The organism is Streptomyces sp. NRRL S-337 (genome assembly GCF_000720175.1).
Classification (GTDB): Bacteria; Actinomycetota; Actinomycetes; order Streptomycetales; family Streptomycetaceae; genus Streptomyces; species Streptomyces siderophoricus.
Window position 1 is genome coordinate 19,602 of sequence record NZ_JOIX01000046.1, and the last position, 24,292, is coordinate 43,893.

The 24,292-nt window shown below is 68.8% G+C and carries 21 protein-coding genes and 5 pseudogenes; 15 read left to right on the forward strand and 11 right to left on the reverse strand.

Annotated features, from left to right (window positions below; genetic code table 11):
* Positions 1–2 precede the first annotated feature (2 nt).
* The 3 genes from IG62_RS0127140 to cseB all read right to left on the reverse strand — a co-directional run bounded on the left by IG62_RS0127140 (position 3) and on the right by cseB (position 2,858).
* Positions 3–785 (reverse strand): ABC transporter ATP-binding protein, encoded by a 783-nt coding sequence (locus tag IG62_RS0127140; protein WP_078872266.1) that lies wholly within the window; start codon positions 783–785, stop codon positions 3–5.
* A 121-nt stretch (positions 786–906) separates the two neighbouring features.
* Positions 907–2,160, reverse strand: a complete 1,254-nt coding sequence (locus IG62_RS0127145; RefSeq protein ID WP_037839424.1) for a sensor histidine kinase — start codon at positions 2,158–2,160, stop codon at positions 907–909.
* A 5-nt stretch (positions 2,161–2,165) separates the two neighbouring features.
* Complete coding sequence (cseB, locus tag IG62_RS0127150; protein WP_107053067.1) at positions 2,166–2,858, reverse strand: two-component system response regulator CseB; 693 nt, start codon at positions 2,856–2,858, stop codon at positions 2,166–2,168.
* A 614-nt stretch (positions 2,859–3,472) separates the two neighbouring features.
* Here cseB and IG62_RS0127155 point away from each other — a divergent pair.
* The 3 genes from IG62_RS0127155 to IG62_RS0127165 all read left to right on the forward strand — a co-directional run bounded on the left by IG62_RS0127155 (position 3,473) and on the right by IG62_RS0127165 (position 5,362).
* On the forward strand, positions 3,473–4,249 hold the full coding sequence (locus IG62_RS0127155; RefSeq protein ID WP_030808640.1) for a GNAT family N-acetyltransferase: 777 nt from the start codon (positions 3,473–3,475) through the stop codon (positions 4,247–4,249).
* Between the two features lie 147 nt (positions 4,250–4,396).
* Positions 4,397–4,930, forward strand: coding sequence for a GNAT family N-acetyltransferase (locus IG62_RS0127160; RefSeq protein ID WP_030808642.1), 534 nt, complete (start codon positions 4,397–4,399; stop codon positions 4,928–4,930).
* A 186-nt stretch (positions 4,931–5,116) separates the two neighbouring features.
* Complete coding sequence (locus IG62_RS0127165) at positions 5,117–5,362, forward strand: SRPBCC family protein (RefSeq protein WP_030808644.1); 246 nt, start codon at positions 5,117–5,119, stop codon at positions 5,360–5,362.
* A gap of 19 nt (positions 5,363–5,381) precedes the next feature.
* On the opposite strand, the gene arsM is transcribed toward IG62_RS0127165, so the two are convergent.
* Positions 5,382–6,275 (reverse strand): arsenite methyltransferase, encoded by an 894-nt coding sequence (gene arsM / locus IG62_RS0127170; protein ID WP_030808646.1) that lies wholly within the window; start codon positions 6,273–6,275, stop codon positions 5,382–5,384.
* Positions 6,276–6,379: 104 nt separating this feature from the next.
* Here arsM and IG62_RS0127175 point away from each other — a divergent pair, with 104 nt between their 5' ends.
* The 3 genes from IG62_RS0127175 to IG62_RS0127185 are packed head-to-tail and all read left to right on the forward strand — an operon-like array spanning position 6,380 to position 7,940.
* Positions 6,380–6,754 carry an ArsR/SmtB family transcription factor gene (locus IG62_RS0127175; protein WP_030808649.1) on the forward strand — a complete coding sequence of 125 codons (375 nt, stop codon included), beginning with the start codon at positions 6,380–6,382 and terminating at the stop codon, positions 6,752–6,754.
* Positions 6,751–7,488 (forward strand): aquaporin, encoded by a 738-nt coding sequence (locus IG62_RS0127180; RefSeq protein ID WP_030808652.1) that lies wholly within the window; start codon positions 6,751–6,753, stop codon positions 7,486–7,488. The genes IG62_RS0127175 and IG62_RS0127180 overlap by 4 nt, the downstream gene beginning before the upstream one ends.
* A 29-nt stretch (positions 7,489–7,517) precedes the next feature.
* Positions 7,518–7,940 carry an arsenate reductase ArsC gene (locus IG62_RS0127185; RefSeq protein WP_030808654.1) on the forward strand — a complete coding sequence of 141 codons (423 nt, stop codon included), beginning with the start codon at positions 7,518–7,520 and terminating at the stop codon, positions 7,938–7,940.
* 274 nt (positions 7,941–8,214) lie between these two features.
* Here the strand turns inward: IG62_RS0127185 and IG62_RS0127190 are convergent, their stop codons facing one another.
* Complete coding sequence (locus IG62_RS0127190; protein WP_030808657.1) at positions 8,215–8,934, reverse strand: TetR/AcrR family transcriptional regulator; 720 nt, start codon at positions 8,932–8,934, stop codon at positions 8,215–8,217.
* A 97-nt stretch (positions 8,935–9,031) separates the two neighbouring features.
* Between IG62_RS0127190 and IG62_RS0127195 the strand changes: the two genes are divergently transcribed.
* The 5 genes and pseudogenes from IG62_RS0127195 (at position 9,032) to IG62_RS0127200 (ending at position 12,383) form a co-directional block, all read left to right on the forward strand.
* Entirely contained in the window at positions 9,032–9,379 is a 348-nt protein-coding gene (locus IG62_RS0127195; protein ID WP_051798659.1) for a darcynin family protein, read from the forward strand.
* A gap of 638 nt (positions 9,380–10,017) precedes the next feature.
* Complete coding sequence (locus IG62_RS45255) at positions 10,018–10,305, forward strand: hypothetical protein (protein ID WP_078872267.1); 288 nt, start codon at positions 10,018–10,020, stop codon at positions 10,303–10,305.
* Between the two features lie 135 nt (positions 10,306–10,440).
* A complete protein-coding gene (locus IG62_RS50280; RefSeq protein WP_420711114.1) occupies positions 10,441–10,596 on the forward strand; it encodes a DUF7196 family protein in 156 nt (51 codons plus the stop codon).
* A 125-nt stretch (positions 10,597–10,721) separates the two neighbouring features.
* A pseudogene (locus IG62_RS49090) lies at positions 10,722–10,820 on the forward strand (IS5/IS1182 family transposase); the annotation flags it as partial.
* Positions 10,821–11,171: 351 nt separating this feature from the next.
* Positions 11,172–12,383 carry an acyltransferase family protein gene (locus tag IG62_RS0127200; protein WP_063755400.1) on the forward strand — a complete coding sequence of 404 codons (1,212 nt, stop codon included), beginning with the start codon at positions 11,172–11,174 and terminating at the stop codon, positions 12,381–12,383.
* A 265-nt stretch (positions 12,384–12,648) separates the two neighbouring features.
* Here the strand turns inward: IG62_RS0127200 and IG62_RS0127205 are convergent, their stop codons facing one another.
* From IG62_RS0127205 to IG62_RS0127215, 4 genes and pseudogenes are all read right to left on the reverse strand, one after another.
* Complete coding sequence (locus IG62_RS0127205; protein WP_030808666.1) at positions 12,649–14,898, reverse strand: serine/threonine-protein kinase; 2,250 nt, start codon at positions 14,896–14,898, stop codon at positions 12,649–12,651.
* A gap of 310 nt (positions 14,899–15,208) precedes the next feature.
* Positions 15,209–15,664, reverse strand: coding sequence for a flavin reductase family protein (locus IG62_RS50285; protein WP_420711115.1), 456 nt, complete (start codon positions 15,662–15,664; stop codon positions 15,209–15,211).
* 54 nt (positions 15,665–15,718) lie between these two features.
* A pseudogene (locus tag IG62_RS0127210) lies at positions 15,719–16,933 on the reverse strand (styrene monooxygenase/indole monooxygenase family protein); the annotation flags it as partial.
* Between the two features lie 77 nt (positions 16,934–17,010).
* On the reverse strand, positions 17,011–18,234 hold the full coding sequence (locus IG62_RS0127215; protein ID WP_030808672.1) for a styrene monooxygenase/indole monooxygenase family protein: 1,224 nt from the start codon (positions 18,232–18,234) through the stop codon (positions 17,011–17,013).
* Positions 18,235–18,760: 526 nt separating this feature from the next.
* On the opposite strand from IG62_RS0127215, the gene IG62_RS0127220 reads away from it, so the two are divergent.
* Positions 18,761–19,741, forward strand: coding sequence for an AraC family transcriptional regulator (locus tag IG62_RS0127220; protein WP_030808675.1), 981 nt, complete (start codon positions 18,761–18,763; stop codon positions 19,739–19,741).
* A gap of 320 nt (positions 19,742–20,061) precedes the next feature.
* Here IG62_RS0127220 and IG62_RS0127225 read toward each other — a convergent pair whose 3' ends face one another.
* A complete protein-coding gene (locus tag IG62_RS0127225; RefSeq protein WP_030808678.1) occupies positions 20,062–21,243 on the reverse strand; it encodes an acyl-CoA dehydrogenase in 1,182 nt (393 codons plus the stop codon).
* A 237-nt stretch (positions 21,244–21,480) separates the two neighbouring features.
* Here IG62_RS0127225 and IG62_RS49095 point away from each other — a divergent pair.
* The 3 pseudogenes from IG62_RS49095 to IG62_RS42350 form a co-directional block, all read left to right on the forward strand.
* Positions 21,481–21,663, forward strand: a pseudogene (locus IG62_RS49095) (hydrolase); the annotation flags it as partial.
* A gap of 562 nt (positions 21,664–22,225) precedes the next feature.
* Positions 22,226–22,366 (forward strand): annotated as a pseudogene (locus IG62_RS45265) (flavin reductase family protein); the annotation flags it as partial.
* Positions 22,367–22,799: 433 nt separating this feature from the next.
* Positions 22,800–23,247: pseudogene (locus IG62_RS42350) on the forward strand (transposase); the annotation flags it as partial.
* 47 nt (positions 23,248–23,294) lie between these two features.
* On the opposite strand, the gene IG62_RS47975 reads toward IG62_RS42350, so the two are convergent.
* Entirely contained in the window at positions 23,295–23,498 is a 204-nt protein-coding gene (locus tag IG62_RS47975; RefSeq protein WP_030808684.1) for a hypothetical protein, read from the reverse strand.
* Between the last annotated feature and the right edge of the window lie 794 nt (positions 23,499–24,292).

Consider the following 24,292-nt stretch of genomic DNA (forward strand, 5'->3'; position numbering starts at 1 on the left):
GTTCAGCTGGTGTGCGAGAGAGTGCCCAGGCTCTTCATCAGGTCCAGGACCCGGTCCGGGGTGGGATGTGCCATTTCGTCGACCAGGCAGCCGTCGGAGAGGAAGACCACACGGTCGGCGTAGCCGGCGGCGACCGGGTCGTGGGTGACCATGACCACGGTCTGGCCGAGTTCGCGTACCGAGTCACGCAGGAAGCCGAGGACTTCGGTCCCGGCGCGGGAGTCGAGGTTGCCGGTGGGCTCGTCGCCGAAGATGATCGCGGGCCGCGAGGCCAGGGCGCGGGCGATCGCGACGCGTTGCTGCTGCCCGCCGGACAGCTGCGCGGGCCGGTGGCCGAGGCGCTGGGAGAGGCCGACCATGGCGATCACGCGGTCCAGCCACTGCTGGTCGGGGCGGCGTCCGGCGATGGTCAGCGGGAGCGTGATGTTCTCCAGCGCGGTCAGCGTCGGCAGCAGGTTGAACGCCTGGAAGATGAACCCGATCCGGTCGCGGCGCAGTTGGGTGAGCTGCCGGTCGTTGAGCGTGCTCAGTTCGGTGGTGCCGACGCGCACGGAGCCGGAGCTGGGGGAGTCGAGCCCGGCGGCGCAGTGCATCAGGGTGGATTTGCCGCATCCGGAGGGACCCATGATCGCGGTGAGCTCGCCTTCCCGGAAGTCGATGCTGACCCGGTCCAGGGCGACGACCCGGGTGTCGCCGCTGCCGTAGACCTTCGACAGGTCGGTGGCGGCGGCCGCGATCCCGGGCGCCGCGTGCAGCGCGTGCGAGGCAAAGGGGGTGACGGGCACGGGGACTCCTCTTCGGGTGCGAATGGTGCACTTCGAAGGGTGTCGGGGGAACGTATCGGGACCTGGGCCGCGGTGTATCGGCGGCAGCGCCGCTTCGTAACAGTCCTGTAGGGGCCTGTGGTCAGGCCGGCAGGTGCAGGGTGGCGACGGCGCCGCCGTCCGGGGCGTTGTCCAGGCGCAGTTCGGCCCCGAGCAGCCGGGCTTGGCCCAGGGCGATGGTCAGGCCCAGGCCGTGTCCCGTGCCGCGCTCCTTCGCGCCCGTCTGAAACCGTCGCGGACCGTGGAGCAGTAGCTCCTTCGGGAAGCCGGTGCCGTGGTCGCGCACGACGACCGTACGGCCCTCGACGGTGACCTTCACCGGGGCCCCTCCGTGCCGATGGGCGTTGACGACGAGGTTGCTGACGATCCGCTCCAGGCGGCGCGGGTCGGTCTCCACGGTCTGAGCGGCTTCCGCCTCAGCAACGGTGATCCCGGTGTCGAGGCCGGTGCGTGCCACGGCCTCGGTGACGACGGCGCCGAGCGGCACCCGGGCGCGGACCGGCTGCTCGGCCCCGGCGTCCAGCCGGGAGATCTCCAGCAGGTCCTCGACCAGGCCGCGCAGATCGCGCACCCGGGCACGGAGCAGATCCTCCGTCTCACCGGCCGGCAGCAGATCGGCGGCGGCCAGCAGACCGCCGATGGGGGTGCGCAGCTCGTGGGCCACGTCCGCGGTGAACCGGCGCTCGGTGTGGAGCAGGTGGCCGAGGCTGTCGGCCATGCGGTCGACGGTGGTGGCGATGTCGGCCACCTCGTCGCGGCCCTTGGTGGGCCCGGTCCGGGCATCGAGGTCCCCGGCGGAGATGCGACCCACGGTCTCGGCGACCTGCCGCAGCCGGCGGGCGAGCAGCCCGGCCCCGTAGACCGTCAGCGGCACGGCCGCCGCGAGCGCGACCAGCGAGGCCACCGCCATGGTCACGTCGAGCCGGCGCAGGTCGTAGAGCTCCGAGCTCATGTTGATCTGGACGGCAAGGACCGGGCTGTCCGGGCCGCCGGTCCGCTGGGCGGCCCAGATGCTCGGCCCAAGATTCCCGTCGACGCGCCCGTCGTAGGCCGTGTGCCGGTCGCCGTCGGCGGGGTGGCGCAGGGCGGCTGGCAGCTCGGCCGGATCCAGATCGGCGTTGTCCACCAGCGTTCCGGTACGCCGGTAGACGTCCATGGCCGAGTACACGGCGTTGAATGCCTGTTCTTCGGCCCGGTAGCGGATGTCCCGCGCGGTCCACATGTGCACCAGCACACCCACCGCCGCCACGACCAGGCACGCCGTGGCCGCGGCCAGCGCGGCGATCTTCCAGCGCAGGGACGAGAGGTCCGGCCGCAGCCGGTGGAACGGACGCACCGGCCTCAGCGCCTGAGCTTGTAGCCGAAGCCGCGGACCGTTTCGATCCGTTCCCGGCCCAGCTTCCTGCGCAGCCGCTGCACACACAGGTCGACGACCCGGCTGTCGCCGTCCCAGCCGTAGTCCCACACGTTGCGCAGCAGGGTGTGCCGCTCCAGCACGATGCCCGGGTGGGCGGCGAATTCCAGCAGCAGCTTCAGCTCGGTCGGGGTGAGCGCCACCGGGCTTCCGGAGATGAACACCTCCATGCCGCCGGTGTCGATGCTCAGCTCCCCGAACACCAGCACCTCCCCCTCGGGTGGCGGCCCCCCGTCCGCGGCGTGCTCGGGCCCCGGGGCGGGCGCGTAGGCCGCCCGCCGCAGCAGCGAACGGATGCGGGCCACGAGCACGTAGGTGTCCACGGGTTTGACGACGTAGTCGTCCGCTCCGGCCTCCAGGCCGGCGACGACATCCAGCCCGTCGCCACGAGCGGACATCATCAAAACGGGCACCAAGCTGGTCTCCCGGACTCTGCGGCAGAGGCCGATCCCGTCCAGGCCGGGCAGCATCACGTCCAGAATCAGCAGGTCGAAGCTTCCGTCGCGGAACAGCTCCAGCCCCGCCAACCCGTCGGCCGCCGCGTCCACCTCGTAGCCGTAGCGCTCCAGGGCGACGGTGAAGGACCTGCGCATCAGCTCGTCGTCCTCCACCAGCAACACACGAACAGGGCGCGGCGAGGCTCCACTGGGGGCGGACGAGGACACGGCGGATGACTCCTGCTCGGACGTTCGGACGGGTCAGGTGGGACGATGATCCCGGCTGTGCTCACGACTCACGCGGTCGGAGATCCGGAATGAACGATACGGCAGACACCAGCCGCGTCGACGGCATGACCCAGTGGCCTCACACCACACCCTTCGGGGCCTCCTCCACCCGCAAACCAGCAGGTCAGATTAGGTGGAGCTGGTTGGGAGACCTGCCGGCTCCATGGCACTCCGTCGCCCTTTGGACCTCGATCACCGTGGTCCTGGCGCACTGATCCGATGGACAACCAAGCGCTTCCTGATACGCACCGGATACAAAACCCGCCCAGCCAGGGTGCGGCGTCCCCGGAATCACGGCGCCTGGCCGGAACCAGGGGCGACACCGACGCCGGAGTCAGCCCCGTAGGACTTCCGAAGCGCACTGCTTCAGATCCTCGATCCGCCGGCTGCCGGCCAGGGCGCGCTCCCTCGGTGTGGCCGACGCTGAACGGTTACAGCACTCGTAGGGGCCAGGTCCGTCCCGCTCATTTTCCGTTGCCGCGTGCGACTGGTGATGGTGGAGTGAGCGGATGGATCGGGACACAGTGCTGGCGATCTTCGATCGTGAGCTGCGGCAGGGTATCCGGGCCGATGGGCCCGGAGCCCGGGTTGACCGGGTGGGCGGCGTCGTACGCCATGTGGGCGCGGACGCCGAGGGCTGGAACGGGGTCGTCTGGTCGGAGCTGGACGACGGCACGGCGGACGCCGCGATCGCGGAACAGGTGGAGTACTTCACCTCGCTGAGGCGCGGGTTCGAGTGGAAGCTCTACGGGTACGACCGGCCGGCCGACCTGCCCGGTCGGCTGCGGGCCGCGGGTTTTGCCCCCGAGCCCGAGGAGACTCTGATGGTCGCCGACATCAAAGACCTGCCCACGAGCGTCGAGCTGCCGGAGGGTGTCCGCCTGCTCCCGGTGACCGACGCCGCCGGGGTCGAGCTCGCGGTGGCCGCTCAGGAGCGGGCGTTCGGCGAGGCGCGGCCGTACCACCGGCAGGTGCTGCTCGATCAGCTGACCGCGGGCATGCCTCCCGCGGTCGTCGCCATGGCCGGTGACGTGCCGGTGAGTGCGGCGCGGATGGAGCTGCACCCGGGGACGTCCTTCGCGAGCCTGTGGGGCGGGGGCACTGTGCCGGAGTGGCGCGGCCGGGGCGTCTACCGGGCCCTGGTCGCCTTCCGCGCCCGCATCGCCGTCGAACACGGCTACCGCTACCTTCAGGTCGACGCGTCCGACCAGAGCCGTCCGATCCTGCAGCGGCTCGGGTTCGTACCGCTTGCCACCACCACCCCGTACGTCCACACGCCCGACTGACATCGCTCGGCACCAGGAGCCGGCCGGCGGCACCAGGAGCCGGCCGGCGGGACTCGGCGCCGGTCGGTGACGACGAAGCCGCCGGGAGCGGTGCCACGGCGAGCGCCGATTACCGAGGAGGCCGTTACCTTCGGCAGGATGGGTGCCATGACCGAGATCCGCACCCCCCGCCTCCTGCTCCGTCGCTGGCATGACGACGACCTCGCGCCCATGGCCGACATCAACGCGGACCCGCGGGTCATGCGTTGGATCGATGACGGCTCGGTGCGTGACCTGGACGACACGGCGGAGGCCATCGAACGGTGGGAGGAGGAGTGGGACGAGGAGGGCTTCGGCCTCTTCGCCGTCGAACTGCTGGCCTCGGGTGAACTGGTCGGTTTCACGGGGCTGTCCGTATCTGAGTCCCTACCAGAGCTTGGTCACGCCGTGGCGATCAGCTGGCGGCTCGGCTCACAGTTCTGGGGTCAGGGATACGGGTCCGAAGCCGCCCAAGCCACGCTGGAGTTCGCGCTCCAGGACCGTGGCCTCGACCGCGTCATCAGCATCAGCCGGGTGGGTGACGTTGCCTCCGAGAACGTCATCCGCAAGCTCGGCATGGTGCTGGAGCGTGAGACGACACACCCGGTGTATGGCCTTCCGCTGCGCGTTCACACCATCGACCTCACCGAGTACCAGGCGTGAACAGCCCAGCCACCGGATCATCACGGGACAGCCGAATGCTGTTCAGCCGTCCTCGATCGACTGCGTTGATCGCCGGGTAAGCCGGGTTACGCGACCGAGGCGTTGACGTCACAAACCCGGAGAGATTCGGCAAGTGCATGAGCCGCCCCGTGGCCTCACGCCCTCTCCTCACCGGCCGGTCCGTGAATGGTGACCTTCGCAGACGGCACGGTGGTGCATGAGCTCATCGTCTCGCTCGACGATGCCGCCCGGCGTATCGCCTACTCGGTGGTGGGCGGGCCCTTGAACCCCGTCCACCACCACGCCTCCCTGCAGGTGTGCGCCGAAGCCGGCGGTCGCAGCCGCTTCGTCTGGATCACCGACGTACAGCCGCACAACCTGGCGGAGCCCATCGCCGCGATGGTCGACCAGGGGATCCGGGTGATCGCATGAGGACCCTGCTCGGGCGGCGTCAGTTCTGGCAGCCGCAGCCCGACGCCGTCTTGGCCTCTGTGACGGTGAGGGCTGGGCCGACGGGGGTCTCCCGGGACGTGCAGCAGCTGTTGACCCCGCAGCACGGCTCGGCCGACTCCCTTGCCTCCGGAGGAGCGTCGGTAGCCACGGGCTTGGTGGCCCGGACGATCGCGGAGTGCATGCCGTCGGCAACCGGATGGGTCGGGGTGATCGCGACGTCGGTGAAGCCGGCGGCCTCCAGACCTGAGCGGTATTCGGTGAACGACAGGGCCCCGGCGATGCAGCCGACGTAGTCGCCGCGCTCGGCGCGCTGGTCGGCGGTGAGGTGATCGTCAGCGACGACGTCGGAGACGCCGATCCGACCGCCGGGCCTGAGCACGCGGAAGGTCTCGGCGAACACGGCAGGCTTGTCCGTGGACAAGTTGATCACGCAGTTGGAGATGACGACGTCGATGGTGTCGGCGGGCAGCGGGATGGCCTCGATGGTGCCCTTGAGGAATGCGACGTTCGCCGCGCCTGCCTTGGCCGCGTTGGTCAGGGCGAGTTCGAGCATCTCGTCGGTCATGTCCAGCCCGTACGCCGTGCCGGTGGGTCCGACGCGGCGGGCGGACAGGAGCACGTCGATGCCGCCGCCGGAGCCGAGGTCGAGCACGCGCTCGCCTTCGCGCAGCTCGGCGACGGCGGTGGGGTTACCGCACCCGAGGGAGGCGGCCACCGCTTCGGCGGGCAGGGCGTCGCGCTCGTCGGCGGCGTAGAGGGTGGAGCCGAAGTTCTCGTCGACCTCGACGGGCTGTGGCCCGCAACAAGTGGTGCCGCCCTCGGTGACCTTCACGGCCGCCGCCGCGTACCGCCGGCGGACGGTTTCCCTCAGGTCGGTGGACTGCTCGCTCATGACTCGCTCCCAGGTAACGGGCCGCAGCGCGGACCCGGACGGCCTGTATTGACGTTCATTGATGCAACCTTGCGCCTTGAATCGAAAAACGTCAACATAGAGGGATGTCGAAACAAAAGCTTGAGGTGATCGGCCAGGACGCCGCCTGCTGCCCGGGCCTGTCCGCCGCACCGCTGGACGAGGACCAGGCAGCCGACCTCGCGAAGGTCTTCAAGGCCCTGGGCGACCCGGTCCGGCTGCGCCTGATGTCGATGATCGCCTCACGGGGTGAGGGCGGCGAGGTCTGCGTGTGCGAGCTGACCCCGGCCTTCGAGCTGTCCCAGCCGACGATCTCCCACCACCTCAAGCTGCTGCGCCAGGCCGGCCTCATCGACTGTGAGCGCCGCGGCACCTGGGTCTACTACTGGGTGCTGCCCGGCGTCCTGGGCAAGCTCGCCGCGTTCCTGACCACCCAGCAGCCCGCCGGAGCCACCGCGTGAACGCCTCCCGCGGCCGCCGCGCCGCAGCCGAGGCGATCGGCACCGGGCTGCTCGTGGCCGTGGTCGTCGGTTCCGGAATCCAGGCCACCGAGCTGTCGCATGACGTCGGCGTCCAACTGCTCGCCAACTCCCTGGCCACCGTCTTCGGCCTCGGCGTCCTGATCGCTCTGCTCGGGCCGGTCTCCGGCGCCCACTTCAACCCCGCCGTCACCCTCGCCGCCTGGTTCACCAGTCGCCGTGATCCCGACGGCCTCACCCTGCGCGACGTCGCCGCCTACCTGCCCGCCCAGATCGCGGGTGCGGTGGGCGGGGCGATCCTGGCCGACGCGATGTTCGCCAGGCCGCTGGTGAAGTTCTCCACCCACGACCGGTTCGCCGGCCACCTGTGGCTGGGCGAGGTCGTCGCCACGGCCGGACTGATCCTGCTGATCTTCGGCCTCGACCGGATCGGCCGCGCCTCACTTGCCCCGGCTGCGGTGGCCTCCTACATCGGGGCCGCCTACTGGTTCACCTCCTCCACCTCGTTCGCGAACCCGGCGGTGACGATCGGCCGTACCTTCACCGACACGTTCGCCGGGATCGCGCCCGCCTCGGTCGCCCCGTTCATCGCTGCCCAGCTGCTCGGCGCGGCGCTCGGACTGGCCGTCGTCACCGCGGTCTACGGGCCGAACACCGCCCAGGCCCGCCGCGCGGTCGACCTCCGGCACAGCGCACCCGAACCCGCCGCCCCGTGATCCCACCCGCCCCGAGAAAGGCACCCACCATGAGCCCTTCCGCTGAGCGCCCTTCCGTGCTGTTCGTCTGCGTCCACAACGCCGGCCGCTCCCAGATGGGCGCCGCCTTCCTCACGCACCTCGCCGGCGACCGGGTCGAGGTCCGCTCGGCGGGCTCCGCACCCGCCGACTCCGTCAACCCGGCGGTCGTAGAGGCGATGAAGGAGGTCGGCATCGACATCTCCGCCCAGACCCCGAAGCTCCTGACCGCGGAGTCGGTGCAGTCCTCGGACGTGGTCATCACCATGGGTTGCGGCGACGTCTGCCCCGTCTTCCCCGGCAAGCGCTACCTGGACTGGCAGCTCGACGACCCGGCCGGCCAGGGCGTCGAGGCCGTACGGCCGATCCGTGACGCCATCGAACAGCGGGTCCGCGGCCTCCTCGGCGAGCTGGGTATCCCAGCCTCCGCCTGACGCCCGCGCGGCACGCGATCAGGTGCCGAAGGGCGGGACCTGCTGCACGGCGAGGTCTCGCGCAGCCGCGGGAAGCGCAGGTGGTGGTATTGCAGCCCCCGCGCGAGCTCGCGCCGTATGACGGTGGGCAAGAGGGTGGCATCACTCGACCGGAGTTCGACGCGTACATGAGTGGCGCGACCCAGGCCGGTGGGCCACCCTCGAAGAACCGCGGCCTTTCGAGGAGCCGGTGCCGCTCACCGCTCTCCGGGCCGCGGGGACCTTCCAGGGCTGACTATCTGTCGGATGCGCCCAAGGCGGTCAGGATGTCGTGGAGGGTGTGCTCGAAGAGCGGCTCGGGGTCGGTGAGGGCGAAGTCGAGGTGGCCGAAGACCTCTACGGCCACGGCTCCGTACAGGCGGGCCCAGCAGGAGACGAAGACGTAGAGGATCTCCAGCGGCACGGGTTCACCGGCCAGGTGTTCGCGCACCTCCTCCAGTTGGACGATCCATGACGGGTCCAGGTCGTTGGGCGGCTCGATGCTGCCGTGGTGCCACAGCTGGACCATCAGGTCCAGCAGGACGGTGCCGAAGCGCCAGCTGGGGTCGTGCGCGGCCGAACCGGGCGCGGTGTCGGCGTCGGTGACCGGTTTGGCGAACAGCAGCCCGAACTCGCGGGGGTGGGCCAGTGCCCAGCGGCGCAGTTCCCGGCATACCTCCCGCAGCTGCCGCCCTGGCTCCTCAGCGGGACGGCGTTCGCGTGCCTCGGCCAGGGCCGCGGCCAGTTCGTCGTAAAGGTGTGAGGTCAGCGCCTGGATCAGGTCGCGGTGGCTGGCGTAGTAGCGGTAGAGGCCGGGCGCGGTCATGCCCATCTCCCGGGCGATCGCGCGCAGCGTGACGGCGGACGGTCCCTCGTCCACGAGCAGCCTGCGGCCGGTACGGAGGATCTCGGCCAGCGCCTCTTCGCGGACGCGGTGACGACGCCCCCCGGCAGCGGTTTCCGACGCGCTCGGCACGGCCGTGCACCCACCTTCCACTTGACAAAGTTAACGCCTATAACTTTAGCTCACCCCTGAAAGTTAACGGTGTTAGCAAATCTCTTGGGGGATCCTGATGACCTACGGCATCGTGCTCACGTACACGGTCACGCCGCGCTGGCTGGCGCTGTCGCGCGAGCAGCGCAACGCGATGCGCGCCGCCCACCTGGAGCCGGTCTTCGCCGCCTATGCCGACCGGGTCACGGCCCGGTTCTTCGACGCCGAGGCGTTCCACGGCCGCATCTCGGACTTCGCCGTGCTGGAGACGGAGGACCTGGGCGCGTACTACTTCCTCATCGAGGCGCTGCGGGACACCCCGGTCATCGCCGAGGGCTACCTGACGTTCGGTGAGGTCTTCCTGGGCGTCGAGGACGGCTTCGCCGCGTACGAGCGGGCCCTCGCATCCGGGGCCGACACCCGATGACCGGGAGCGGTGGGGCGGGGCCGGTTCGTCGGTGGCCGGTGCGGATGTTGCGGATGGTCGCGGTGCTGGTGCTGCCCCCCGAATACGGGGGCGACACGGCCTCATTGTGTTGGACAGCGCCCTCGGCCCAGGTGGGGGCGGAAGGTCGCGATGCGCTGCCCTGCTCGGCCATATGGATGAATTGCCGTCAAGCCCGTTGCAGGCATTGTCACTCCGGTGGGTTACTGGAGGTGAAACCGGCGGGCTGCCCATCCCTCTCCGGAGGCGGGCAGCCTGTGGCATGCGAGCGTGCGTGCGTGCGCCGGGGGTGTGCCCTTTTCGGGAAGAGGGAGCCTTGAGGTCGGGTTCCGTGTGGTGTCACGGCGGAACCACGGGTGGCCCCACTAGTCCTGAGCCAAGGCAGGCGAGGACCAGTCCCTCCCAGGGCTCGTTGAACCTGCCCGCGCTGCCCCCGCCATTCCCTCCGGCCCTGGCCCCGGGCCGGAAGGAGCGGCACACCCCCAACCCAGATGTTTATGACGGCGCTAATTTCAGACCCCCGAACCTGACGGACACGGACCCATGCAGGGGGCGAGACGCCTTGGCAGGACGGCTCGCGCGTACGTCGGGATCGGCCGCGCCGAAAGGACAGGAGGACCGTGAACCTCGCAGGATTTCTGCTTTCCCTGGGTGCCACCTGCCGCATTACTCGTTTCATCACCAAGGACAAACTCGCGGCCGGCTTCAGGATATGGATGGCGGACCGCTTCGGTGACGAATCCAAGGTCACCTACCTGATCAACTGCTGCTGGTGCACCAGCACTTGGGTCGGAGCCTCGGTAGCCGCTTTCGCTCAACGGTGGGAAGACTCTTCATGGTTCCACCTCACGACGACCGCCTTGTGTCTCTCCTATGCCGCAGGAGTCGCTTCACGCTGGCTTGATTGAACGCTGACAGACAGAGCGGTGAGCACGAGCAAGCGCGGAGCTTGGGCCACTCACCGGAACGCCCTCCCGGAACGACAGGACCATGCAGTACCAGCGAACCAACACGTCGACGAAGCTACGGAAGGGATCGCGATCATGGCATGCAATTGCGGCGGGACAACACCGCAGACAGCTATCTACCGACTCCACCTCCCGGATGGTACGGTCCGCGATTACGTCACTTATCAGGAAGCCGACGCGGCGAACAAACGGGCTGGCGGGATCGGGACCATCTCCGTGGCCACTCGGTAAGTCAAGTCTGCCGGGTGACGCTGGCCTTTCCAGCGCCACCCGGCGAGTTGGGTGTCTGTTGGACGTTCTTTGAGGCGGCACCAAGGGCTGTCCCGTAATGACTGATCTTGGTGTCATGATCTGTCATGCCTGGCCTTGTCACGGCGTCGGAGCCGTCCTGGACAGCCCCGTTCGCTGGGCTGAGCTCGCGGCAGTCCGGCAAGCTGGTTGTACTGTCCCGGCGAGGCAGCCGTCCAGGCGGGAAGCCGGGCGCGTGCGAGGGCTGGCCGGCGGGTGGATCCGCGGTCTCAGGCCCATGCCGATCACGGCGGAGGGGGCCAGTGGGTGGCTGGTGGGGATCTCGCGGCGGCACCGTCGCTCGGGCGGGATCCGATGCCCGGAGCGGCTCTTCCGCCGTAGCGCGACAACGGCCTGCCCAGTTCGCCGCGTACACGCCTCCATTGAGGCAGGTGATGAGGCATCAAACAGGCGAAACGCGTGAATTGTCCTGTCCTTGTGTCGAATCGACGGACGGACGACGGATCAGTCGTGTGGACGGTTTTGCCCATTACAGCTGTGCGGCTAGGGTGCCTCAAATGTTCCGCGCGGCCATACCCCTCGAACGTACTGTGGACCCGGCGCCCGAGGGGCGGCAGGATCCCGCCCCACCCATCGAGCCCAAGTCCGGTGGGAGAGATCCGTTCTTCGACAACGCGAAGTACCTGGCGGTCGTCCTCGTCGCCATGGGGCATACGTGGGAGCCGCTCACCCACGGCGGCCGGGCGGCGATGGCGCTGTACATGACCGTCTACACCTTCCACATACCGGCGTTCGTCCTCATCTCCGGCTATTTCTCCCGCGGGTTCGACCTCAGCCCGGCCAAGATCAAGCGGCTCGTCACCAGTGTCGCCGTGCCGTATGTGGTGTTCGAGGTCCTCTACGCCTACTTCCAGCGCTGGGTTCACGACACCCCCAACGAGCCGATCAGCCTCACCAGCCCGTACTACCTGGACTGGTTCCTGGCAGCTCTCTTCATCTGGCGGTTGACCACCCCTATCTGGGAGCTCGTGCGTTGGCCCGTCCCCCTGGCGCTGACGATCGCCGTGCTCACGGCGGCCTCACCTCAGGTCGGCAACGACTTCGCCATGCGGCGGGTACTGCAGTTCCTGCCGTTCTTCGTCCTCGGACTGCACCTGAAGCCGGCCCACTTCGACCTGCTGCGGCAGCGCGCGATCCGCGTCGCGGCAGCGCCGGTGGTGCTGGGCGCCGTTGTCTTCGCGTACTGGGCGGCGCCGCGCATGGACCCCGCATGGCTCCGGCAGAACAACGCCGTACAGGACCTGGGCATGCCGGAGTGGTTCTCCCCGGTCATGGAACTCGCGCTGTTCGGCTGCGCCTTGGTGCTCACCGTGTGCTTCCTGGCCCTGGTGCCGCGACGGAAGACCTGGTTCACGAAGCTGGGCGCGGGCACGCTGTACGGCTATCTGCTGCACGGCTTCGCGATCAAGATGGCACGCTGGTCCGGTTGGTACGACACTCTCCCCTGGGTGCGCACGCCGGTCGGCGAGGTCGTGGTGACCGTGCTGGCCGCCACTCTGATCACGCTGCTGTGCACGCGGCCGGTACGGCGGGTGTTCCGATACGTGATGGAGCCGAAGATGTCCTGGGCGTTCCAGGGCGATGCGGACGCGTTGGCGCGGGCGCGGGCGGGCACGGCTGACGCCGTTTCCGCACGCTCCCTGAGCGGTCAGACACGTAAGTCCGACGTCGAACTCGCGGACCAACAGACGGGACGGCCCGTCTGGTGATCCGACGTTGGCGTATCCGGCGTACGTGCCGGTCAACTACGAAGCCGGGCAACAGCCGGCCGTCGGCCGTGCCCCGAACCCGGGGCATGGCCGGCTGACTTCCTCGTGAGGTCAGGGCGTCACCGCGGCAGGGCCGGCTCGGGCGGCCGCCTGACCGGCGGGACGTGGCGCTCGGCCGACGATGGCAAGACCCTCACCCATGCCCGCGGCTCGACATGGACCACGTCGTGCCGTTGGCCGAGGCGTGGGACTCCGGCCACCCAGGTCAGCCCGACTTCGGCGGCTTCTGCGCGTCGAAGGCGAAGAGAGTGTTCTTGGCCGCGGCCACGATCACCGCACGCCCCGCAAGAGTCACACGCGGGCTTGCGTCCACCCCGCCCGTCAACCCATCGGCCTGCGGATCTGTTGTCCACAGGGGTTTGCCATCGTCCGGCGACAGTGCGACCACCCGGCCGGTGGCCGAGCTGAAATACAGTGCGCCGGCTCCCGCAACGGGACCCGACGCGCCCTCCACGCCAGTCTGCCGCGACCACCTCTTCCGGCCGGTCGCGGGGTCGAGTGCGGTGACGAGACCGGTCTGCCCGCTCACGTAGAGGGTGCTGCCCGCCATGCCGGGCGTCCCCGTGTAGGTCTTGGCCAGTCGGGAGTACGTGACCTTCTGCGAGGCCGTGTCGACCCGTGCCACCCCGTTGTAGCGGTCCAGCTCCGTTCCCCCCAGGCGTACTTGCAGGAGTACGAGCCTGCCGTTGGCGATGCCCATCGGCACGGCGGGGCCGTTGACCGCGATGGGCCTGCCCAGCGTCCCCGAGGCGCGGTCGACCGGGTACAGGGTGGGGTGGCGCACCGCAAAGGCATCCACCTCCACATCCTTCGCGCACATCGCGACGAGCTGTGGGCCTACCGGGACGGGAGCGCACTGCGTACCCGCTGGGAATGGCGACGTCCATGTGACCTGACCGCTGTGCGCGTCGCGGGCCTCGAAGCGGGAGTTGGAGGCGTCGACCGTCACGACATCGGAGCCGACCACAATGGCGTCCTGCGTCCGACCGGTGACGGCCGTCGACTGGGCGCCGGACGGCACGGACCACAGCTCCCGTCCGTTGTTCGCGTCGATGGCCACCACCTCGCTGCGAGGGCCCTGCGGGGCGTCCCGGGCGGCGAAGCGGTAACCGAGCACCGTGTCGTCGGTGGCGCCCACCAAGTGCATGCCGCTGACGGGGACGCCGGGGCTCTTCGCTGTCCACACCCGCGAGCCGTCCCTGGCCCTGATACGGGTCGCGACAACACCGCCGCCCCCGCAGAACAGCGCATCGCCGCGCGCGACGCAACGCAGCTCGTCGGGGATGTCCGGGCGACCACCGGGCACGGTCCTGTGCCACGGCTCGAAGCCCTCCGGAAGCGCGGCACCCTCCAGCGCAAGGCCGTTGCCCTTGTCGCCGCCGCTGTTCCCCCTGAAGCCGCCCGCCGTCAGTACGGCGACTCCTCCACCGATCGCTGCCACCGTGACCGCGACCGCAGCCGCGAGCACGGGACGCCATCGGCGACGCGGTCGGCGGCCGAGGGGAGTGTCGGCGCTCCCCGTGTCGGGACCGGCCGGGGTGGTGGTCGGGGTTGCCGGCGCCGGGGTGGCCGGCGTCGCGAAGTGGCGCTGGGTGATCATGTCGCGGGTGCGGCCCGCGTCAACTCCCCACGCGTCGGTCTGGCCGAGGTCGGCCGGCAGGTCCCGTAGCAGCACGAGGAGTTCGTCCGTCGAGGGGCGCCCGTTGGGATCCTTGGCCAGGCATGACTCGACGACCGTGCGCAAGGCCACCGGCACATCTTCCAGCGACGGCTCCCCGTGCACCACCTGATACGCAACTATGTATGGGCTGTCCGCGTCGAAGGGCCCGTGGCCCGTCGCTGCGTACGCGACCAGCGTCCCCAGCGAGAAGACATCGGACTGCGGCCCCACATCGCGCGGCGCCTGCAACTGCTCCGGCGACATGAAGGGCGGCGTACCGATGACCCGCCCTGTGATCGTCAGCGTCTGCTGGTCCACGGCGCGCGAAATGCCGAAGTCGATGACGCGTGGGCCCTCTGGCGAGAGCACGACGTTCGAGGGCTTCAGGTCACGGTGGACGACCCCCACTCGGTGGATGTCCCGCAGCGCCTCCGCCAGCCCGATGGCGAGCCTCCTCAGCTCCGCTCCGTCCAGCGGGCCCTTCGTGGCGATGCGCCGGGAGAGCGTGGGCCCCTGGATATAGGTCGTCGCCATCCACGGCTGCTCGGCCTCAGGGGCAGCGTCGACCACGGCGGCGGTGAACGCGCCGCTCACCCGCCTCGCCGCCGCCACCTCCCGCCGGAAGCGGATGCGGAACTCGTCGTCCGCCGCGAACTGCGGGTGGATCAGTTTGATCGCGACAGGACGCCCCGAACTCGTCCGGGCCAGAAAGACCGTGCCCATGCCACCCGAGCCGAGCCGGGCCTCAAGTGGATAACCACCGATCTCGGCTGGATCACCTTCGCGCAGCGACACTCTTCCCGACCTCCCGTCCCCCGTGCACCTCTGCCACCACGGGCCTGCGTACCAGCCCTGCACACAAACTAGCCGCTCCAGCGCGTGTGCCTGACATTCCCCCGCTCCGTCAGTTTCTGCAGCAGATCTCTTCGGGCTGTGCCACTCGGCTCCATGCGGGCTGGCGTGTCGCGTACGAGGGGTCTGGTGTGGCTCTCGAACCTGAAGTGTGACGTGGAGGGGATTCACCAGTCGGCATCCGCCTGTGTGCGGCTCAGCCCCGGCGTCCTTGCGTGAGCCGGGTGGTGCCAGGCCAAGAGGCAAAGCGAGTTCACAGGTCTGGATGCTTGGTCGCCACTTGGTAGTAGCCCGAGTGGAACACCAGAGGGGTACCGCCGTCGGCTTCGTACTGTTCGACCTCGCCGAGGAAGATGATGTGGTCGCCGGCGTCGAGGCGTTGGACGGTGCGGCATTGGAAGCGGGCGACGGCGCCGTCCAGGAGGGGGGTGCCGGCGATGCCGGGGGTGGTGGGGGTACCGCGGAATTTGTCGTCGGCCGGGGTGGCGAACTGGCGGGAGAGGTGGTGCTGATCGGCGGCCAGTATGTGGACGGCGAAGTGCGAGGCGTCGGTGAAGTCCGGGAGGCTCGGGCTGTTTTTGCCGGGGCACCACAGGACGAGGGGCGGGTTCAACGAGACCGAGGTGAAGGAGTTCGCGGTCATGCCGACGTTGCGGCCGTCGGGGGCGCGGGCCGTCACCACGGTCACGCCGGTGGCGTACTGGCCCAGCGCGCGGCGAAGTTCGCGGCCGTCGAAGCGGGCGGCGTGCTGGGCGCGCTTCTCGGCGAGGAAGCGGTGTGCCTCGGCCTCCTCGAACCACCAGCGGTAGAGGGTGCGCGGGTCGTCGAATCCGGCGGCGAGGGCGCCGGCGACAGAGGGGATTTCGGCCGCCGCTGTCAGCAGGTCACGGTGGTGGGGACTCAGGTCGGTCAGGAGAGAGTTGGTCCAGCCGACGGCCCATTGAGCCCAGCCACGCCAGAAGTTGTCGAAGGTGCGCTGCATCCACTGCGGGGTGAATTCGGCGGTGCCGTGGCGGAGGATGCTGTCGAGGTAGTGGGTCGCGGCCTGGGCCGCGTTGTTCGAACCCTGGCCGGTGATCGGATCGTTGAGGACGACGGCGTCGGCCATGCCGAGAACGTGCCGGCCGGAGGCCAGGCGGGCGACGGGGTGCCGGACGGTCGGAGTGACCCTGCCGCGCAGCACGCCGCCGCTGTCGGTGAGTCGGGAGTGCTGGTAGTGCTCGTATTCGCCGGGGAAGAACCGGCGGAGGATCTCCAGTGAGCGGGTGAGGTGGCCTTCAGGCGTGCGGATGTCGTCCCAGCAGTCCATCGGGCCGCCGGGGACGCCTTCGAAGACCATGATGTCGCAGGGGCCGGTGGTGGTGAGGGCCGGGAAGGAGAAGTATTCGCCGACGCCGGGGACCAGGCGGTAGTGGACGGCGTCCGCTCCCTCCCGCGGTGCCGTTCCCGTGACATACGTCAGAGCCAGCGCACGGCGCGGCCGGTCGTAGGGGGAGAGTTCGGGGTTGCGCGGGAAGAGTTGGCTCAGCTCGCCCTTGCCCGTGGAGACCACGACGAGATCGTGCGTACGGGCGTACCATTCGAGGTCGTTGACACCCGCCTCGTGCAGCACGATCTCGCCGCGGCCGCCGTCCGCGAACTGCTCGATCCAGGCGGCACACTTGACCCGCTGGTCGACGGAGTGGGCCGGGCCCTCCAGCGGCGCGTGCCAGGAGACGTCCGGAGTGCCGTGCGGACCGATGAGAGAGAACGCGATGCCGGAGATGTCCGGGGCCTGGTCTCCCCAGTGGTGCAGGCCGAGTTCGCGTTCGCTCTGGAGCGCGGTGTCGAACATGCACTGGCTGGACATGACCGGACCGCGGCGTATCTCGTCGGGGTCACGGTCGGCGACCAAGGTGACGTCATAGCCGTGTGCCTGGAGTCCCAGGGCGAGTTGGGCACCGGCCTGCCCGGCTCCGACCACCGCGATCCTTCTCATGTCCTGCCGTTCTGCTCTCGTTACTTATCTACCGCTGAGGAAGCGTCAGCTGACGCGGATCTGTTCTTGACGGCCGTTCAGGCACCGCCGACCTCGGTCAGGTAGTCCTTCGCGGCGACCGGGTCCATGAACCAGCGGAACAAGTCGCGCGGGTCGTCGAAGCCATTGACGAAGCGGGCGGCGATACGGGGGTTGGCGCTCGCCGCACCAAAGATCTCCAGGACGTGCTGCGGCGGGGCGCCGAGCATCGCGTTGGTCCAGGCCGTGGCAGCCTGCGCGTTGTCCCAGAAGCGGCCGAAGGCCAGCTCCATGAACGCGGCGTCGTACGGGCGCTCGCCGTGGTCCAGGATGGTGGCGAGGTAGGAGGCCGCGCACTTCGAGGCGTTGTTGGACCCCTGGCCGGTGATCGGGTCGTTGAGGACGACGACGTCGGCGAGGCCGAGCACCTGCGCGCCGGAGGGCAGTGTGGCGACGGGCTTGCGGACGGTCGGCGCGAAGCGGCCTGCGAGGGTGCCGTTCAAGTCGGTGAGCGTGACATCGGTGCAGCGCTCGGCCTCCCACGGAACGTACGTCCGCAGCAGCTCCTGGAACTTCGCCAGCTGCTGGTGGGGGGTGAGCCCGTCGAAGCAGTCGAGCGGGCCACCCGGGATGCCCTCGAAGAACATGATGTCGCAGGGGCCGCTGGTGGTGAGGCTGGGCATGGTGAAGTACTCACCCACACCGGGGATGACGTTGAAGCTGACGCCGGGGCGGTCGGGCAGCGCTGCCATGCCGGTGACGTACGCCAGGGCCAGCGCGCGCTGCGGAGCGTCGTACGGGGAACGCATGTCGTCCCGCTCGAACAGCCCCGCGATCTCGCCCTTGCCGGCCGCGACGATCACCAGGTCGGACTCGGCGGCGTAGCGCTCCAGGTCCTCGATGCCGGCCTCGCAGAGTTCCAGACGGCCGCCGCGGCGTGCGAACTCGCCCATCCAGAGTGGCATTTTGACGCGCTGGTCGATGGAACGGGCGGTGGCATCGAGGCGGGCATCGAAGGAGAGCGCCCGGCCACCCTGCCCGTCGGCGATGCTCACGCCGAGACCGTCGATCGACGGGCAGGCGTCGCCCCAGAAGTCGAGGCCGAGGTTGCGTTCGTGGGCCAGCGCGGTGCCGAACATGGCCTGGCTGGACATCACCCGGCCCTCGCGGATCTGGTCTCCGGTGCGGTTGGACACGACGGTGACGTCGAAACCGTGGCCGATCAGGCCGATGCCGAGCTGGAGACCGGCCTGGCCGGCTCCCACGATGGTGATCTTGCGCATGAGGGGGTTCTCCGGGGGTTTGGGTGTGCGGGTTTTGAGCGGTGCCGTGCAGTGGCGTGCTCTGGAAGGCGTTTAGGCCCGTGGCGGCGTCAACGGATGGCGGCGGTTGGGTGGGATGCGGCTGCCCGCCGGAGGGGGGCCGGCGGACAGCCGCAGGAGGCCGGGTCACCCGTAGGACCGGGGGGACGAGCCCCGGGTAACCCGGCCGGCTAGAGGGGCCCGGCCGAACCGGCGAGCCGGCGCAGCAGAGGCAAGGGTGCCGCGACGCGCGGGGGTACGGCCTTGGCCGCCCTCGCCGCGTCGGTCGCGCGTAAGGCGCGCAGCCCGCATGCGACGGGCTGTCCGCTGGGCGTGACTCCGCCTCTGACGAGCGCAGTCCGGCCCGGCACTCCCTGCATTGTTGGTTCCCAGGATTCTCTCGGGTCCGCGGCGGTCAGGAGTCAATCTTGGTGTGGCAAGATCACCTCCGCTATCCGGATCACGCGGGTTGCTGTACCGATTGCGCATCTCGGCGGTGGAGGTTTACATGCCCGCTGAAAATTCCCCCCTCGCAAATCACCAGCGGTTTCATACAGCGGACATTTGGGAGGCACGGGACGAGGTCGGCCGCGCCTTCTGTCCGCATGAGCTGCGCATCATGCGGCGCTCGGCGACGCTCGACGCTCGGCTGCACGGCGCACACTTTGATCGGACAGGTCTCTATTACCTCGATTACGGAACGGAAGTCCGGATCACACCGGGCGATCTGGAGAGCTTTTTCCTCGTCCAGATCCCGCTCGCCGGTCACGCCGAAATAACCTGCGGCCGTGAGGAGATCATTTCCTCCCCGGATCTCGCTTCTGTCCCCTCTCCGACCGGAAAGCTGGACATGCGCTGGGGTGAGGGCAATCCGCAGCTGATCGTGTGGTTCGACCGATCGTCGCTGGAATCGCACCTGGGCAGTTTGCTCGGCCGCACCGTGCGCCGCCCGATCTTCTTCTCGCTCGGCATGAACCTCACCACGCCGGGCTCCCGTTCCTGGCTCAACATCGTCGACCTCATGCGCCGGGAAGCGGAGGGGTCCGGTGGGATGACAAGCCAGCCCCTCGTGACGAAACAGCTTGAATCACTCCTCATGACCCAGCTGTTGATGGCCCAGCCCCACAACTACACGTCGGCACTGCTCGGCGAGCAGCCGCGCGTCGCACCGCCCGCGGTCCGCCGAGCCATGGAGGTCATCGAGGGACACGCCGCCGAGCCGCTCACGGTCGCGGAGATCGCGGAATGCGTCGGCGTCGGCGTACGGGCCCTTCAGGACGGCTTCCGCCGGCACCTCGACACGACACCGCTCGCGTACCTGCGCGAGGTCCGCCTGGACCGGGTACGCAAGGAACTCCTGGCCTCCGACCCGGGTACCGTGACCGTGACCGCCGTCGCCTCCCGCTGGGGCTTCCTGCACCCGGGCCGCTTCTCAGTCGCTTACCGCCAACAGTTCGGGGAGTCGCCTTCGGAGACGTTGCGGTCATAGGGGAAATTCGGTCTTCCGCCCACCCTGTCGATCAGCGGGCCGCAGGAGATGCAGGCCGTCGAGTCTGTCCTCGGTCCTGCCAGTGCCGCTCGGCCTCGACCAGGTAGGGCCACCACGCTGGGGCGGGTCGGCGGAGTACCAGATCCGGTCGTGCTCGCTGTCCCCATATCTCCATGAGTTCTTCGAGGCCCCAAGGCTGCCGTACGACATCGGCTTTGATCCAGCTGGCAAGCGGTGGCGTCGCCGCAGGCAGCGTGAAATCCGGGAGCCGGGTGAACGCCGGCTCCTTTCGTGCCGGTGCGCACGCGCCGACCTGGTGGTCACGGCGTCAAGTCGAGAAATTCCCAGTGCGCTTGGGGCTGCGCGCCGCTGAGCCACTTCCCGCAGTTCTGCAGGACCGTGGGACTTGAGGTGATGTGCTGGGTACCTGTGCCGAGATCACGCAGAAACCGGTCGATCGGCCCGCGCCGGATCGCCGCCGTCCCCGCCCATCGGTGCACCGTCTGACCCACGTCCTGCACAGTCCACGTCGCGTGGTTGAGCGCCAGCCTGAGCAGAGTGTCCTGCTCGGTACTCATCAACTCGCCCGCATCCAGGGTGTCTTCGATACCTCGCCATACCTCCATCGCCCATGCCCGTGCCGAACGAAGCTTGGCTTCGGCGGTCGCGTACTCCGCGTGGAACTGTGCGGTGTCGACGGCGGCGTTACGTGTGCCGGATTTTGTCGCGGCGACCAACTTCAGTTCATCGAGCAGGCGCCGCCCGACACCGAACGCCCAACCGGTGTGTCCAATTGCGGACATGTTGACCAATCCGAGGCGGTAGATCGCGCCGCCGTGGGTGGGGTCCGTCGTTGTGGCGAGATACGTGTGCGTCGTCGGGACCAGCACATCGGCGCAGCGGTAATCAATACTGTGCGTCGCACGTAGCCCGAGCACATCCCAGTTGTCGACGAGCTCCACCTGCGACTTCGGCATCGCCAGCACCCGCAGCTCCCCGGTGCCCTCGACCTGGATCGCACTGTGGATATGGGTGGCGTGCGCCATGCCGGAGGCGAACTGCCAACTGCCGCTCACCAGATAGCCGCCCTCCACCGGGACGGCCCGGCCGGGCCGGGTGCCGTGCCCAGCCAACAAGGCGTGGTCCCCACCCGCGACATCCGGGAACAAGTCGGCCACCGCAACGGCATCGAGATAGGCCGCAGTGGTGCCGGTCATCAACTGCAGCGCCATCATCGTCCAACCGGCCGCGGAATCGTGGTAGCTGATCCGCTCGACTGTCGCCATCAATTGGCGTGGGGAGAACTCGTAGCCGCCCAGGCTCTGCGGCAGTGCGGCCACCACGACCCCAGCATCCAGCAACGCCCGCGCGACGTCCTCGGTGAGTCTGCCGAGTTCCTCGGCCGCGTCCGCTTCCGCCTCAAGTACTCCGCTGAGGGCGTCAATCCGCTCGAGCGTGGCGGAAAATTCCGGGCTGACATGCAATCCGATCGAGACCGCCATGGATGGTTGCTCCTCGCTCTCAGTATTGAGTCAGCGTCACCATATGGGAGGAACCGCACGGTTCCTTGAGCTGCCCGAGGGGAATTGTCGGGCCAGTCTCAGGAGGGAGTGCGCTGCGGGAGCAGTTTCCGTGCGCGGAGAGGACTCCGAGAGGTTCGGGGCGTTCGTAGCTTCGGGGTGTGGCGAGCCGCGGGAACGCGGAAGGCGCCGATTCCTACCGTTGTGAGAGGACCCCTCATGTTTGACATCACCCAGGTGCAGGCCGCCCCGAGTGCGGATCTGCTCACGCCCGACAACTCGGTCATGCTCTTCGTGGACCACCAGCCGCAGAGGTTCTTCGGCACCGGGAGCGGCGACCGCGCCGCGATCATCAACAGCACGGTCTCCTGGCCACTGTCCCCGTCGGCGCGGTCCCCGGACGCGGTGGCGGGTGCTGCTGATGACCGTCACGTTGTTGGAATTGGTGTTGCCGACGTAGACATTGCGGTTCGGCGCCACCGCCACCGCCAGCGGGCTCGCGCCCGCCGGGATCGTCACCGTGGAGAACGCCGCACTGAAGGGCGCGACCGCAAGCCCCCGTACCGCGGCCACCTCGGATCCACCGGCCGGTGCAACCGGCCGAACCCCGCCGGCTACCGCCGGAGGTCCCCACCAACCCGTAATCGGTGCCATGGCAAACCTCTCTCAGCTGAGAGGGCCGCCCAAGAAATCCCACCGGGGCCCGCGTCGCACGGCGCCGGTATACGCGAACCGGATCACCGCTCGCACCGGGACAGGTCGTAGGGGTTCAGGGTGAGCTGTCCTCGGCGGGCGCGCGCGGGGGCGTCGGAGTCCTCCCACGCGCTGGCGGTTGCTGTGGTCATGGTGTCGGTTCCTGGCGCTCGGTGGCGCCGGTGCCGGGCGCTTTCCGGCGGACTCAGGGGTTGGGTGGTGTGGTAGATCCGCTGTAGGGCGCTCGGCGGTGCACCTGGATACTGATCGCATGCGTACTGACTTTGATCCCGCTGTCATGTCCCGCAACGACTTCTACCGGCTGCTGACCGCCACCGTGGGTCCGCGGCCGATCGCCTGGGTGTCAACCACCTCGGCGGACGGGGTACACAACATCGCCCCTGCGAAGTTCTGAGGAAAGTGGTATCGGTCCGGAAGACGCTAGTCCAGGTCAGCCTGCTCCGGCAATGGCTGGCGTCGGAGTTGAGCGCTGGCACCGTTCTTGACTTTGCTGCGGGCTCCTCTTGTCTTTGCCGCGACGGAGACTGGCCTGCCCATGCGCCCGTGGGACGCAAGTGATGGCCCAGTTGTGGTCGACTGCGCAGTCGTTCGCTCGTGTCAGCCCAGGCAACGCTGGGCCGTCGACTGCCTGACGCCGGGTACATGGGCCCTCCTGCGGCCACCTTCTTCGGGGCTCACCAGCAGGTTCTTCGTCTGCTGGTGTTACAGGCCGTGTAAGCCGTTGACCAGCACGAATGGCGGCGACATAGAAGGTCGGACGGAGGCTGGCCCGCATATGGTCCGGATCTTGGTCGCCGGTGTCATCACGAGGGCCCATCCCTGCTTTCGTGCCCGTGCTGGAGCAATTCCTGGGCAGTTCGGCCGGCCTGTCTCCGGCCACGGTCACGCGGCTGACCCAGCAGTGGCAGGCCGACCACGCCGCGGTCATGGACCGCGACTTCGCAGAGGTCGACTACGTATCTGGGTGGGCCGACGGCATCCACCTCAATGTCCGCCTGGAGGAAGCCAAAGCCTGCGTACTCGTCCTCGTCGGCGTATGGGCCGACGACAGCGAGGAACTGGTCGCGCTCAAGGACGGCTACCGCGAGTCGGGCGAGTCCTGGGCGGACCTGCTGCGCGACTGCGCCCGCCCGGGGATGCGTACCCCGGTCCTGGTTCGGTGACGGGGCTCTTGGTTTCTGGAAGGCCCTGGCCGAGGTCTTCCCCGCCACCCGGCATCAAAGGTGCTGGGTTCACAAGACGGCCAAGGTGCTCAACGCTCTGCCGAAGTCGGGCCAAGCCCGGCGCTCACAAGGCGCAACACGGCAACCAAGACCAATTCACGTGTCGGCAGTCTGCCGGTGCTCGTCCACGCTGATGATGTTGCGGTCCTCGGTCCCCTGGAAGGCGACCGCAGCGGCAGAAAGTAGATACGGGTGGTGCCCTTGCGGTTGTTTCGATCCTCGGTCGCCCAAAGGGGCGGCCGCCAGCAAGCCCGTGACCGCGATGCTCACCGCCACCTTCTGGTTGCGATCCTCGGCCACTCGGAAGGGTGACCGCCAACATGGCCCGGCCGATTTCGTGCGGCTGCAGCATGCGGTTGCGACCCTCGGTCGCCCCGGAGGGCGACCGGCAACGGCACGGTGAGCGCCAACCGCCCGCCTTGGGGGGCTCCGCCACGAAAAGCCAAGCGCAAAACGCGTTCGCACGCCTCGCCGTTGCGATCCTCTGTCACATAGAGAGTGACCATCAAATCCTTGGCAGCCTTCGACGCCGCGTCGATTGCCACCTCGTTGCGATCCTCGGTCACTCCGAAGGGCGAACGCAAGCGCGATGGGCTGGGTCATGGCAGCCGTGGCCGCGGCGTTGCGATCCTCAGCTGTCCCGAGAGGACGACCGCCAGCTCGGTCTCGATGTCGTCGAGAGCGGAGGCCTCGTAGTTGCGATTCTGGACCACCCAGAAACGGCCGCCAAGCTGGCTTCGGCGGCCAGGACGTTGTCGAGCTGTCCTTGCGACTCTCGGCCGTCCGGGAGAGCGACCGCCGATGGTGCTCGAGCTCCTCCTCAACCCGTAAAGCAGGTTGTGACCCTCGGCCGCTCGAGAGAGCGACCGCCAGTTTGTCGTTCGTGAACGAGCGAATGCAGCGACGGCAGATGCGATCTACCGTCGCCCCGGAGAGCGACCGACACCGTCGATCTGGCCGACTGGACTGGCAAGCTGACGACGTTGCGATCCTCGTTGACCTTGAAGAGAGACTGCCGCACTGGGGGTTGGGGGGTGAGTTGGACCGTGGCCTTGTCGCTTCGACACCCCTGGGAGCGATCGTCAGGCGCCACG

Coding starts and splice junctions, on each gene's coding strand:
- IG62_RS0127175 (WP_030808649.1), top strand. CDS start 6,380: ATGTCGAAACAAAAGCTTGAGGTGATCGGCCAGGACGCCGCCTGCTGC.
- IG62_RS0127165 (WP_030808644.1), top strand. CDS start 5,117: ATGGTGACCTTCGCAGACGGCACGGTGGTGCATGAGCTCATCGTCTCG.
- IG62_RS0127220 (WP_030808675.1), top strand. CDS start 18,761: ATGCCCGCTGAAAATTCCCCCCTCGCAAATCACCAGCGGTTTCATACA.
- IG62_RS0127155 (WP_030808640.1), top strand. CDS start 3,473: ATGGATCGGGACACAGTGCTGGCGATCTTCGATCGTGAGCTGCGGCAG.
- IG62_RS0127185 (WP_030808654.1), top strand. CDS start 7,518: ATGAGCCCTTCCGCTGAGCGCCCTTCCGTGCTGTTCGTCTGCGTCCAC.
- IG62_RS50280 (WP_420711114.1), top strand. CDS start 10,441: ATGGCATGCAATTGCGGCGGGACAACACCGCAGACAGCTATCTACCGA.
- IG62_RS0127215 (WP_030808672.1), bottom strand. CDS start 18,234: ATGCGCAAGATCACCATCGTGGGAGCCGGCCAGGCCGGTCTCCAGCTC.
- IG62_RS0127200 (WP_063755400.1), top strand. CDS start 11,172: ATGTTCCGCGCGGCCATACCCCTCGAACGTACTGTGGACCCGGCGCCC.
- IG62_RS0127195 (WP_051798659.1), top strand. CDS start 9,032: ATGACCTACGGCATCGTGCTCACGTACACGGTCACGCCGCGCTGGCTG.
- IG62_RS0127160 (WP_030808642.1), top strand. CDS start 4,397: ATGACCGAGATCCGCACCCCCCGCCTCCTGCTCCGTCGCTGGCATGAC.
- IG62_RS0127225 (WP_030808678.1), bottom strand. CDS start 21,243: ATGGCGGTCTCGATCGGATTGCATGTCAGCCCGGAATTTTCCGCCACG.
- arsM (WP_030808646.1), bottom strand. CDS start 6,275: ATGAGCGAGCAGTCCACCGACCTGAGGGAAACCGTCCGCCGGCGGTAC.